This window comes from Ilumatobacter sp., assembly GCF_039969435.1.
Lineage (GTDB): Bacteria > Actinomycetota > Acidimicrobiia > Acidimicrobiales > Ilumatobacteraceae > Ilumatobacter_A.
This window is the reverse complement of sequence record NZ_JBDVNU010000021.1, coordinates 1-11,997: the sequence shown is the minus strand read 5'-3', so window position 1 is coordinate 11,997 and position 11,997 is coordinate 1. Positions and strand designations below refer to the sequence as shown.

The 11,997-nt window shown below is 68.4% G+C and carries 11 protein-coding genes; 9 read left to right on the top strand and 2 right to left on the bottom strand.

The features are described 5' to 3' along the window. The first annotated feature begins 20 nt into the window (after nt 1–20). Entirely contained in the window at nt 21–377 is a 357-nt protein-coding gene (gene hisI / locus ABJK40_RS11810) for a phosphoribosyl-AMP cyclohydrolase (protein ID WP_348481470.1), read from the top strand. Between the two features lie 15 nt (nt 378–392). Further along, nucleotides 393–1,919, top strand: a complete 1,527-nt coding sequence (trpE, locus tag ABJK40_RS11805; RefSeq protein ID WP_348481472.1) for an anthranilate synthase component I — start codon at nt 393–395, stop codon at nt 1,917–1,919. An 80-nt stretch (nt 1,920–1,999) separates the two neighbouring features. Here the strand turns inward: trpE and ABJK40_RS11800 are convergent, their stop codons facing one another. Beyond that, nucleotides 2,000–2,707 (bottom strand): hypothetical protein, encoded by a 708-nt coding sequence (locus ABJK40_RS11800; RefSeq protein ID WP_348481474.1) that lies wholly within the window; start codon nt 2,705–2,707, stop codon nt 2,000–2,002. Nucleotides 2,708–2,740: 33 nt separating this feature from the next. Here ABJK40_RS11800 and ABJK40_RS11795 point away from each other — a divergent pair, with 33 nt between their 5' ends. Continuing rightward, nucleotides 2,741–3,433: a hypothetical protein gene (locus tag ABJK40_RS11795; protein WP_348481475.1), complete on the top strand. Its 693-nt coding sequence runs from the start codon at nt 2,741–2,743 to the stop codon at nt 3,431–3,433. On the opposite strand, the gene ABJK40_RS11790 is transcribed toward ABJK40_RS11795, so the two are convergent. After that, the gene (locus ABJK40_RS11790) at nt 3,387–4,517 is read right to left on the bottom strand and encodes a site-2 protease family protein (protein WP_348481477.1); all 1,131 of its coding nucleotides are present in this window, start codon (nt 4,515–4,517) and stop codon (nt 3,387–3,389) included. The two genes, ABJK40_RS11795 and ABJK40_RS11790, sit on opposite strands and share 47 nt — an antisense overlap. Before the next feature lie 82 nt (nt 4,518–4,599). Between ABJK40_RS11790 and ABJK40_RS11785 the strand changes: the two genes are divergently transcribed. The 6 genes from ABJK40_RS11785 (at nt 4,600) to queG (ending at nt 11,992) form a co-directional block, all read left to right on the top strand. Continuing rightward, nucleotides 4,600–6,228 (top strand): putative PEP-binding protein, encoded by a 1,629-nt coding sequence (locus ABJK40_RS11785; RefSeq protein WP_348481479.1) that lies wholly within the window; start codon nt 4,600–4,602, stop codon nt 6,226–6,228. 169 nt (nt 6,229–6,397) lie between these two features. Further along, nucleotides 6,398–8,200, top strand: coding sequence for a DNA primase (gene dnaG / locus ABJK40_RS11780; protein WP_348481481.1), 1,803 nt, complete (start codon nt 6,398–6,400; stop codon nt 8,198–8,200). A gap of 6 nt (nt 8,201–8,206) precedes the next feature. Further along, nucleotides 8,207–9,511: an RNA polymerase sigma factor RpoD gene (rpoD, locus tag ABJK40_RS11775; RefSeq protein ID WP_348481483.1), complete on the top strand. Its 1,305-nt coding sequence runs from the start codon at nt 8,207–8,209 to the stop codon at nt 9,509–9,511. Between the two features lie 48 nt (nt 9,512–9,559). Next, nucleotides 9,560–9,823 carry a hypothetical protein gene (locus ABJK40_RS11770; protein ID WP_348481484.1) on the top strand — a complete coding sequence of 88 codons (264 nt, stop codon included), beginning with the start codon at nt 9,560–9,562 and terminating at the stop codon, nt 9,821–9,823. A gap of 24 nt (nt 9,824–9,847) precedes the next feature. After that, nucleotides 9,848–10,912 carry a hypothetical protein gene (locus tag ABJK40_RS11765; RefSeq protein ID WP_348481486.1) on the top strand — a complete coding sequence of 355 codons (1,065 nt, stop codon included), beginning with the start codon at nt 9,848–9,850 and terminating at the stop codon, nt 10,910–10,912. A gap of 3 nt (nt 10,913–10,915) precedes the next feature. After that, a complete protein-coding gene (queG, locus tag ABJK40_RS11760) occupies nt 10,916–11,992 on the top strand; it encodes a tRNA epoxyqueuosine(34) reductase QueG (protein ID WP_348481488.1) in 1,077 nt (358 codons plus the stop codon). The last annotated feature ends 5 nt before the right edge of the window (nt 11,993–11,997 follow it).

Here is an 11,997-nt window from a genome sequence, read left to right as displayed (position 1 = left end):
CCTGTTCTGAAGGAGGAACCATGCCGGACACGACGATCATCGAGGCCACCGACGAGCAGTTGGCGGGCGTCAAGTACAACAGCGACGGGCTCGTCACGGCCATCGCGCAGGACGTCGAGAACGGCGAGGTACTGATGCTCGCCTGGATGAACGCCGAGTCGTTGAAGATGACGTTCGACGAAGGCCGGATGGTCTACTGGTCGCGCAGCCGCCAGGAACTGTGGCGGAAGGGCGACACCTCGGGCGACCGACAGTTCGTCCGTGAGGCGTACTTCGACTGCGACCGGGACGCGCTGCTGTTCAAGGTCGAGCAGGAGGGTGGCGGGGCATGCCACACCGGCAACCGATCGTGCTTCTTCTCCGCATTCGGCAGTTGAGCACCTGATCCGACGATGAGGTTCCAACCCACGCGCGAGGAGTTCCACGCGCACGCCTCCGAACACACGGTCGTCCCGGTCTGGACGGAACTGCTCGCCGACCTCGAGACGCCGGTCGCCGCGTACGTCAAACTGGTCGGTGACGGCCCGGGGTTCCTGCTCGAGTCGGTGGAGGGCGCCGAGCGCTGGGCGCGGTTCTCCTTCGTCGGACGCAACCCGTCGGCCACCCTCGTCCTCCGCGACGGCGAGGTCGAGTTGCACGGTGCCCTTCCCGACGGCATCCCGACCGGCGACGGAATCCTCGCTGCGATGGACGCCCTGCTCGCTCGGTACACCAGTCCGACGTTCGAGGACCTGCCTCCGTTGCACGGCGGGATCATGGGCTACCTCGGCTACGACGTCGTCCGCGAAGTCGAGAAGCTGCCGAACACGCCACCCGACGATCGCCTGTACCCCGACGCAGTCATGTCGGTGATCGGCTCGCTCGCGGCGTTCGACCACTGGCGCCAGCGGGTGTACCTGATCGAGAGCGTCGCCACTCTCGGACTCAGCGCCGACGAGATCGATGCCGCGTACGACGCAGCGGTCGTCCGGGTCGAGCAGGCGGTCGACGACCTCGCCCAGCCCCTCCGGTACACACCCGTCACCCCACCGTCGTCCGACGACGAACTGCCACACCTCGCGTCGACGATGGGCGGTGGCTCGTACCAGCGCGCCGTCGAGGTCGCGAAGGAGCACGTCGTGGCCGGCGACGTCTTCCAGGTCGTCCTCGCGCAGCGCTACGACCTCGAGCTCGACGCCGACCCGTTCGACGTCTATCGCGTGTTGCGACAGGTGAACCCGTCGCCGTACATGTACTTCGTGAAGCATCCGGAGTTGACGATCGTCGGGTCGTCGCCCGAACCGATGGTGCAGTTGCAGGGCCGCCGGATCGTCTCACGCCCGATCGCAGGCACACGCCGCCGCGGTCGCACGGCCGAGGACGACCGTCGGATGGCCGCCGAACTGTCGGAACATCCGAAGGAACGCGCCGAGCACGTGATGCTCGTCGACCTCGCCCGCAACGACGTGGGCCGCGTGTCGAAGTTCGGCACGGTCGAGGTCGAGGAACTGATGACCCTCGAGTTGTACAGCCACGTGATGCACCTCACGTCCCAGGTCGCCGGCGAACTGAACGACGACCTCGGCCCGATCGACGTGCTCCGGGCGACACTCCCGGCCGGAACGCTGTCGGGTGCCCCGAAGGTTCGAGCGATGGAGATCATCGACGATCTCGAACCGGTCAAACGCGGCCCGTACGGCGGCGTGGTCGGATACGTCGACTTCTCGGGCAACCTCGACACCGCCATCGCGATCCGCACGATGTTCGTCACCGGCGACGGGAAGACCGCCAGCCTCCAGGCCGGGGCGGGCATCGTGGCCGACTCGGTCCCCGACGACGAGGACCTCGAGTGTCGGAACAAGGCCGCCGCGCTCCTCGCCGCGATCCCCGCCGCTCGCCGCATGACGAGAGCCCGCCGCGACGCCGGCACCACCGCCTGAGCCGGCGGTCACGGGTGTGGAGTGGGTCAGACCCCTGCCACACCTCACGGGTGTGGAGTGGGTCAGACCCCTGCCACACCTCAGAGCAACAGGGCGAGGGCGAAGATCACGGAGAGACCCGCGAAGCCGAAGCCGATGACCGTGGCGAGGGCCATCGCCGCGGGCAACGTCGTGATCGAGGCGAGTGCCTTCGACAGTTGAGCGAAGTTCGAGCGGTGGTCGTCGACGACGCCGCGCAGCGAGAAGAACTGACGCGACAGTGCGACGATCCCGTCGCCGTCGGAACCCTCGGTGGCCTCGACGGTCTCGATCACCGTCCGTTCGGAGTCGCGGTCACCGATCAGTGACCGGACCTCGTCGACCAACATCGCGCTTCCCGTGCGAACCACACGGAGACGCCACATCGCCAGGACGACCGAGCCGATCGCCCAGATCGCTGCCGCGCCGCCGACCACGATCCACAGCGTCCGGAGCCCGCCACCCAGCGCAGCGATGCCGAGCACGTACCCGGTGACGCAGGCCAGGACCGCGAAGACCAGGACGCCCCTGGCGAGCGCACTGGCCCGGCCGAGCAGTCCGAGCAACACGTCGACCGCACGCTCGGCGATGTCGTCCGGACCGGGGGCGGCGGCGCCGCGGCCCGTGCTCCGGGCGTGTCGACCGCTCGTCCCACCGGCCGTGGCACCGTCGGGCCGGATCACGTCGTCGGGCAGGATCGCCTCGTCGAAGTCGGAGCGCGACCCGGATGTCGGCTCGGACTCGTCGGCGTTGGTCTCGTCACGTGCCATGGGAGTCCGAGTGTGCCACGCCAGACTGGTCGGGTGAACACCGACGACGCCGTGGCCATCACCGAACCATTCATCGACCAGGCTGCACGCGACCGCGTGACGGTGTCCGGCGCCGACGCGTCCACCTATCTCCAGGGTCAGATCGCACAGGAGATCCGCGACCTCGCGGTCGGCGCCGCCCGCTGGACGTTCGTCCTCGATCCGAGTGGCAAGGTCGACGTGCTCGCGCGCATCCAGCGCACGGGTGACGACGTGTTCGTCCTCGACACCGATGCCGGGTTCGGCGAGACGCTGCTGGCCCGCATCGACCGGTTCAAGATCCGCGTCGACGCCCAGACCCGCCTCGACCTCGCGACGAACGCATCGCCCGACCTCGACCACGAACTCGCACGCATCGCTGCGGGCTGGCCGCGGATGGGTGCCGAGATCGAGCCCGGATCCACGATCCCGGCGACCACGGGTGTGGTGACGCTCGCCGTGAACTTCCAGAAGGGCTGCTATCCGGGCCAGGAACTGGTGGAGCGGATGGACTCACGCGGCGCCGACGCTCCCCGCAGCTTGCGGATCATCGATCTCGACGAGGGCGCCTCGGTCGGTTCGGCGGTCCACGACGACGACGGCAACGAGGTCGGCACGATCACCAGCGTGAGCGGCGACGGCGGGATCGGACTCGCCTACGTCAAGCGCGGGGTCGATCTGGGCCGATCCCCGCTCGCACAGCAGTGACGTCGGGGTGATGGCGCACGGCGCCCAGTTCGGGTGCGGTGTCGATCGCCGAGGCGAGTGCGTTCGGTGAGGTGTTCGCCTCGGCCGCGGACCGTAGCCAGCCCACCGCGGTCGCCTGGTCGTGGAGTGCCCCGGCGGCTCGCGCCACGATCAGCGCACTGAGGGTGTTCGGATGGCGCTGATACGAACCGGCGGCGTAGTGCGCGGCCTCGTCGTAGCGATGCGTCGACAGCAACAGGTTGGCGAGTACGAACTCGTTGCCAGGATCGCCGTGGGGCAGGGGATTCGGGAGCAGGTCGATCAGGGCTCCGGCCTGCGCCGCGGTGATGCGGATCTCCGACGCCGGGGGAGTGGGCTGAGGGTGACTCAGGGCGGCGAGCAGCGTGCGTTGGGCCTTGCCGTGCTTGCCGGCGTCGAGTGACGCCGCCGCATCGTCCCACACGGACGAACGCGGCCTCGCCGGCTTGTCGGCACTCAGCATCTGCATCTGGGTGATCAACAGGAACCCGATGAACAGCACGAAACCACGGTTGCCGGTGAGGATCAGGAGGAGCGCCGAGGCGACCGTGATGCCGATCGATGCGTACAGCATGATCCGCCGGGCCCGTCCCGGCACGATCGCATCGAGGCCGTAGGTGACGATGTTCCCGCCGTCGAGTGGCAGCACCGGGATCAGGTTCATCGCTCCGATCACCGGTCCGGCCCAGAAGATGGCGGCGGAGGCGGGCGAGTCCCGCACCTGGTCCAGGTCGAGCGGGTTCACGCCGATCGCGAGCAGCACGACCACCGCCGTGCTGATGTGGACGAACGGTCCGGCGAAGGAGATCCATGCCTGCTCCCGCCGCTTCAACGGGCGACTGGGACGGTACGAGGCGTACCCGGCGAGGAAGCCGAGCGAGATCTCGGCGTGCGCACCGGTGCGGCGTGCGGCAAGGGCGTGGCCGAGTTCGTGGACGAGCGTGAGCACGGCGATCGCACCGGCGAGCCACAGTCCGAACTCGTCGCGGTAGAGGAACACGATCAAGGCCATGAAGACGACGAACCCGGACTGGACCCTGACGTCGAAACCCAGCAACCGGAACATCTCTCCAGGTTAGGGGCCATGCCGTCGGCCGCCCGTTCGCCTGGGTCGAAGCGCCGGCCCCGCCGGCCATAGTGTGACATGCGTGACACGCGATCCAGCGACATCCGACCTCGTGGCATCCAAGCCGCGGGACGCGCTGACCGCCCTGATCTCGCGCGTCGAGTCGGGGTCGCTGACCCGCGCGGAGGCGCTGATGCTGGCCGAGGCCCAGGATCTCGACGCCGTCCTGCACGCCCAGTTCGATGCGGGTGGCGAGGTCCTCACGACCGGCATCCCGGCGTCGCCCGGCGCTGCGGTCGGGCGCGTGTACTTCACGTCGGACGACGCCCTCGATGCCGACGACCGGGGCGAGGACGTGATCCTCGTGCGCAACGAGACCACCCCCGCCGACGTGATGGGGATGCAGGTGTCCCAGGGGATCGTCACGACGCGAGGAGGACTGGCCAGTCATGCCGCGCTCGTGGCGCGGGGGTGGGGAACACCCGCCATCGTCGGTGCCGAGGCGATCGTGATCGGCGACCGTTCGTTCCGTGTCGGCGACGTGATCGTGGCCGAGGGTGACGTCATCTCGATGGACGGTGCGACCGGCACCGTGGTGATCGGTGAGTTGACGACGTCGTCGTCGCATCGGCCGGAAGCATTCGACACCCTGCTCGCGTGGGCCGACGACGTCCGCGTCGGCGTGCTCGGCGTGCGCGCCAACGCCGACACCGCCGAGGACGCCGAGGTCGCACGTCGGTTGGGCGCCGAGGGGATCGGCCTCTGTCGGACCGAGCACATGTTCCTGGCGCCCGACCGACTCCCGATCGTGCGGGAGATGATCCTCGCCGACTCCGCCGATGCCGAAGGCGTGGCCCTCGAGAAGCTGCGCGTCGCTCAGCAGTCCGATTTCGAGGCGGTCCTCGCAGCGATGGACGGGTTGCCCGTCACGGTGCGGCTGCTCGACCCGCCGCTGCACGAGTTCCTCCCGTCGGTGACCGAACTCCGGATCGAAGCGGCGACGACGGGTCTGAGCGACGAGCGTGCCCGTGAACTCGCAGCGGCCGAGACGTGGGCGGAACACAACCCGATGATCGGCACCCGTGGCGTGCGGCTCGGTGTGATCAAACCGGGACTGTACGCGATGCAGGTGCGGGCTCTGCTCGATGCCGCCGCTGCCCGACGTGCCGACGGTGGGAGTCCGATCGTCGAGATCATGGTGCCGCTCACCGTCACCCGCGAGGAACTCGCGCTCGCCCGGTCGTGGGTACAGGCCGAACTCGACGAGTCGGCGGTGCCGGCGGGGACCATCACGATCGGCACGATGATCGAGACGCCGCGGGCTGCACTGTGCGCCGGTCAACTCGCCGAGGAAGCCGACTTCTTCAGCTTCGGCACGAACGACCTCACCCAGCTCACGTTCGGGTTCAGTCGCGACGACGTCGAAGCGAAGATGATGCCCGCCTATCTCGCGCAGGGACTCCTGGCACGTAACCCGTTCGAGACGATCGACACCGAAGGCGTCGGTCGCCTCGTCGAACAGGGCGCCTGGCTCGGGCGCGAAACCCGACCGGGTCTGAAGCTGGGCGTGTGCGGTGAACAGGGTGGCGACCCCGAGTCGATCGACTTCTTCCACCGCGCCGGACTCGACTACGTCTCGTGCAGCCCGTACCGGGTGCCCATCGCACGCCTGGCAGCCGCCCAGGCCATCATCCGGAACGGCTCACAGTGATCGGTGTCAGACGTCGTTCACCGCATCACGGAGGTGATCGGTGTCAGACGTCGTTCACCGCCTCGATGCGTCGAGGACGGGGCCGGGTGAACGACGTCTGACACCGATCACCTCGCTGGTGTCGGACACAGGGAGCGACGCTGCGGCCAGGGCGTAGTGTGAGCAGGCCATGGGGATCGCGGACGACGACATCGACAAGATCCGCTCGACGGTGTCGATCGTCGACGTCGTGCAGGGGTACGTGGCGTTGAGGAAACGGGGCCGGAACTGGGTCGGACTGTGCCCGTTCCACGCCGAGAAGTCGGGCTCGTTCAACGTGAGCGAGGAGATGGCGTTCTTCAAGTGCTTCGGCTGCGACAAGGGCGGCGACGTCTTCACCTTCATCCAGGAGATCGAACACACCGACTTCCCCGGGGCGGTCGAGCTCTTGGCCGCCAAGGCCGGGATCTCGCTGAACTACACGTCGACGGGTCAGTCCAAGGAGCGGGCGCAGCGCAAGCGCCTCACCGCTGCCATGGGCGATGCCGTCGAGTGGTACCACCAGCGGCTCCTCACCGACCCCGGCGCACGTGCGGCGCGTGACTACCTGCGCGAGCGAGGCCTCGGCGGCGACATCGCACGCCAGTTCAAGCTCGGGTGGGCTCCCGACGACTGGGACCGTCTCTCGCGTGAACTCGGCCAGCCGGCCGAGGTCCTGCACGCCGTCGGGCTGGCGTTCCGCAACAAGCGCAACCGGATGCAGGACGCGTTTCGCGCCCGGGTGATGTTCCCGATCATGTCCGAGGCGGGTGAGGCCCTCGCGTTCGGCGGTCGGATCCTGCCCGGGTCCGACGATCCGGCGAAGTACAAGAACAGCTCCGAGACGCCGATCTACACGAAGTCCCGCACGCTCTACGGGCTGAACTGGGCGAAGGCCGACGCCTCCAAGGTCGACCAGATCGTCGTGTGCGAGGGATACACCGACGTGATCGGATTCCATCAGGCCGGAGTTCCCCGAGCCGTCGCCACGTGTGGAACGGCGCTCACCGAGGAGCACGTGCGCCTGCTCAAGCGCTACGCCAGTCGGGTCGTGCTGTCCTTCGATGCCGATGCCGCCGGTCAGGGCGCCGCCGAGCGGTTCTACGAGTGGGAGGAGAAGCACCAGGTCGAGGTGTCGGTCGCACGACTCCCGCCGGGCAAGGATCCGGGCGACCTGGCGCGCACCAACCCTGCGGCGCTGGCTGCCGCGGTCGACGACCCCGTGCCGTTCCTGCGCTTCCGCCTGAACCGGGAGACCAGCCGCCTGCCGCGAGATTCCGCCGAGCACAAGGTGCGGTACGCGAACCGTGCGCTCGAAGTGGTGAACGAGCACCCGAACCCCGACGTCCGCGCCATCTACGCAGGCGAGATCGCAGCGCACGTCGGGCTGTCGGTCGAGGAGTTCACCCGGCGCGCCCGGGAACGCAGGCAACGCCCGATCGAGATCCCCACGCAGGCGCGTCGCCGGGCACCCATGGAGAACGCGGAGTTCTGTGCTCTGGTGCTGCTCGTCCAGGCGTGGGACTCGATCGCTGAGTGGTTGATCGAGGCCTTGTTCGAGGACGACGCCAACCGCATGGCGTTCCTCGCGCTCGCGGAAGGCGGCGGACTCACCGGAGCACTCGAGGTCGCTGCGCCCGACGCACGCGACGTGCTCGAACGCGCCGCCGTGGCCGATCTCGAATTGGACGCAGCGGTCGAGGCCAGATCGTTGATCGCTGCGGCGACGAATCGGGAGATCCGCCAACGAGATGCGCAGCGACGCGCGGGTGGCCTCGTCGACGCCGCGTCGCTCGAGGAGGACCGTGCCGCCCGGCTGGACCTGATGGCCCTGTCGGAGTCCGACCAGACGCGTGCCCTCGGCGCCGCGGCGTCGTTGCTAGGTTGGCTCCATCGACGCACCGAAGAACGCTCCCGAGAGCCGCAGCCCCACGACCAACCTCGGGTCGGCTGACGGAACATGAGCACCGACCAACCCATCGCGTCGCCGGTGCCAGGTGTCGACGAAGCCGAGTGGGACAAGCTGGTGGAGCGTGGTCGCACCACCGGTGAGGTCCACGCCGATCAGGTGAGTCACGTGTTGCGCCACGTGGAACTGAGCGAGACCGTGCTCACCGACGTCCACGAGGTCATGGCCGGTGCGGGCATCGCGATCGACGACAAGCTCGACGAGGACTCCCACGACAGCGACGACGACGACACTCCGGTGGGGACGCGCCGGGAAGTGCTGCTGGAGAACATCGAGTCGGGGCCGTCGGGAGAGGACGACGCCGACGAGGCCCTGCTGAGCCGTCGGCGTCAGCGCCGCACCAAGAAGGGTGGTCCGAAGGCCGAAGGCGGCTCGGCGGACGCGGTGCGGATGTATCTGCGCGAGATCGGCCAGGTCGACCTGCTCACGATCGACGACGAACGGCGACTCGCGCAGTTGATCGAGGAGGGCAAGATCGCGGCGGCGAAGATCGACACGGCCGACGAGTCCGGGTCGCCGCTCGAGAGCATCGAGGAACGCATGCTGCTGCGTGCGGTCAAGCGCGGCGAACGGGCGAAGTCGGAGCTCACGCAGGCCAACCTGCGCCTCGTGGTGAGCATCGCGAAGCGGTACTCCGGTCGTGGCATGCAGTTGCTCGACCTCGTGCAGGAGGGCAACCTCGGGTTGATGCGCGCGGTCGACAAGTTCGACTACACCAAGGGCTTCAAGTTCTCGACGTACGCGACGTGGTGGATCCGTCAGGCGATCACCCGATCGATCGCGGACCAGGCGCGCACCATCCGCATCCCCGTGCACATGGTCGAGCACATGAACCGGGTCACCCGTGCGAAACGCACGATGCATCAGGAACTCGAACGCGAGCCCACCATCGACGAACTCGCGCAGCGTGTGCAGCTGGAGCCCGACAAGGTCCGTGAGTTGCTCCGGTACTCACAGGATCCGTTGTCGCTCGACTCGCCGGTGGGCGAGGAGGACGAGTCGAACCTCGGTGACTTCATCCAGGACGAATCGGCCGACAGTCCGGCGGATGCGGCCACCAAGGCGATGCTGTCGAATGCGGTGGGCGAGGTGCTCGGCGAACTGTCCGAACGCGAGCAGGACATCGTGCGGCTCCGCTTCGGTCTCGACGGCGGCCAGGCCCGCACGCTCGAGGAGGTCGGCAAGGAGTTCGGTGTGACCCGCGAACGGATCCGCCAGATCGAGGCCAAGACCCTCGCCAAGCTGCGTCACCCCCAGCGCAGCCAGCGTCTTCGCGAGTTCCTCGAAGCCGAGTAGCGAGGGATCCGGGAAACCCTGGAGTACCCCTTCGCTTGAATGGTCCACATGAGGAACGACATCGATTTCGCCCTGGACTGCAGCACCTGTGTGGCGGCCAACACCACGGCGTGTGGTGATTGCGTGGTCCACCACCTGCTCGCCAACGACGCCGGGCCGATCCGATTCCTGCCGAACCCGCAGCGGGTGCCGATCGTGAGTGAAACGGCCCGAGCGGTCGAACTGTTCGACAAGGCCGGCCTGCTCGACGAGGTCCCGCAGTTCGTCGCCTGGTCCGAGTTCGAATCGGGGGTGATTCCGCAGCTCGCCTGACCCTGCGTCGTACGATGAGCGATCATGCCCCACTCCGATGCGGACGATCCGACCGTACCGACGGGGCGAGCCGGAGTGGATCCGTTGCTCGCCTACCCGACGGAGTCGACGGGGTCGACGGGCCAGATCGAACGACCCGGTGATCAGACGCCGTGGTGGTTCGTTCCGGGTCTGTGCGCCGTGGCCGTGTTCTTCATCGGATTGCTGGCAACCATCAACCAGGACCGTACGTCGGACCGCCTGGCGGCCGAGCAGGACGCGGCATCCGCGTCGTCGGCGTCGGTCGTCGCTGCCGACGCCGACGGTACTGACGGTGCCGGCCGTGAGCCGGGGGCAGCCGACACGACGCAGGCAGCGTCCGCCACCGACGTCGACGTTCCGGTCACGCTGGATCCTCGCCTCGAGGACCTCCCCGCGGCGGGCACGCTGCTGTTCGACGGTGTGGCCTCACCCATCGTGGCGCGGTGCGAGGTGCAGTTGCCGTTCGACCCGTCCGACACCGACTACCAGGTGTCCAGCTACTTCTTCTTCGGCCCCGGCCGGGAACGGATGCTGATCGACCGGATCTTCGACGGCGAGTCGGAGCAGGCGCAGCTGCTCGACGATTCGGCATTCGTCGAACTCGACGACATCGGGGACGCCGGAGCGTTCGCCGCCACCTTCGACGACGTCGACGGCAATCGATTCGAGGTGGTCGTCAACCCGGCGACCGACAGCGCAGAGCAGTGCGGCGACCGCCTCGTCACGAACGAACCGGGCCAGTTCACCGAGACGCACACCCGGATCATCCTCGACGTCTGCATCGACCGGACCAGCGGAACCAGCACACCCATCGTCGGGCTCACATCGGAGGGCGCCCGCTTCGAGATCCTCCAGCCAGGCGGTGAACTGGGCGAGATCGTGTTCGTGGACCGCGACGAATCGACCATGCGCTCGGCCGCTCCGGCGTTCATCATCCGCAACGGCGACAACACCTCGGCCTCCGGTGTGGTGAGCGAGGGAGCGAACGACCTCGACATCACCATCGACATCGGCAACGACGTCACCGAAGCCGATGCCCGCACCTGCGTGCCGTCCGACCGGCTCTGAACCGTGCCGTCGATCGAGCAGATCCGAGCGATGCTCGCCGACCACGGCATCCACCACGTCGGGGTCACCGACGCCGACGTGCTCGAGACGACGCGGCAGATCCTGCACGAACGCAAGGATGCGGGGCTGAACGACGGGATGCAGTTCACCTACCGCAACCCGGATCGGTCGACGGATCCGCGACGTGCGGTGCCCGATGCGCAGTCGGTGATCGTCGCCGCCCGCCCGTATCTGCTCCGTGACGACCCGGCGCCGCCGATCGGGGGGCTCCCGGCCCGAGTGGGTCGCTACGCCTGGGTCGATCACTACGGGCCGCTGCGGGTCGCGCTGCGAGCGATCGCGGAGGAACTGAAGCGACACGGTCACCGAGCGCAGGTGTTCGCCGACGACAACTCGATCGTGGACCGGGCCGTGGCTCATCGCGCCGGCCTGGGCTGGTTCGGCAAGAACGCGAACCTCCTGCTTCCCGGTGCAGGCAGCTTCTTCGTACTCGGGTGCATCGTCACGAACGCCGTGTACGAGCCGGCGCAACGCCCGGCGCCCGACGGGTGCGGCTCGTGCGTGCGTTGCCTCGACGACTGCCCGACCCAGGCGATCATCGCGCCCGGTGTGATCGACGGAGCCCGCTGCCTGAGCTGGATCCTCCAGAAGCCCGGGTCGATCGACCCGGCCCACCGTGAAGCGGTGGGCGACCGGATCTACGGGTGCGACGACTGCCAGGACGTCTGCCCGATCACCGTACGACTCGGCCGGCGCGACCCCGACCGCAACACCGTCGAGGTGGGCGCCGGTGCGGACGTGCAGAGCCATGTCGACGTGCTCGATCTGCTCGACGCCGACGACGCGACCATCGAGGCGCGGTACGGACGGTGGTGGATCGCCGGACGCGAGATGCGGTGGCTGCGCCGCAATGCGCTGATCGTGATCGGCAACGTGGCCGGCCCGGGCACCGACGCCGTCGGTCGACGTGTCCGGGCGACGCTCGACCGGTACCGTGCCGACCCGGACCCGATTCTCGCCGAGCACGCCGCCTGGGCGGCGGACCGCATCGACACCCGCCACCCGACCCGACACCCCTGAACCCG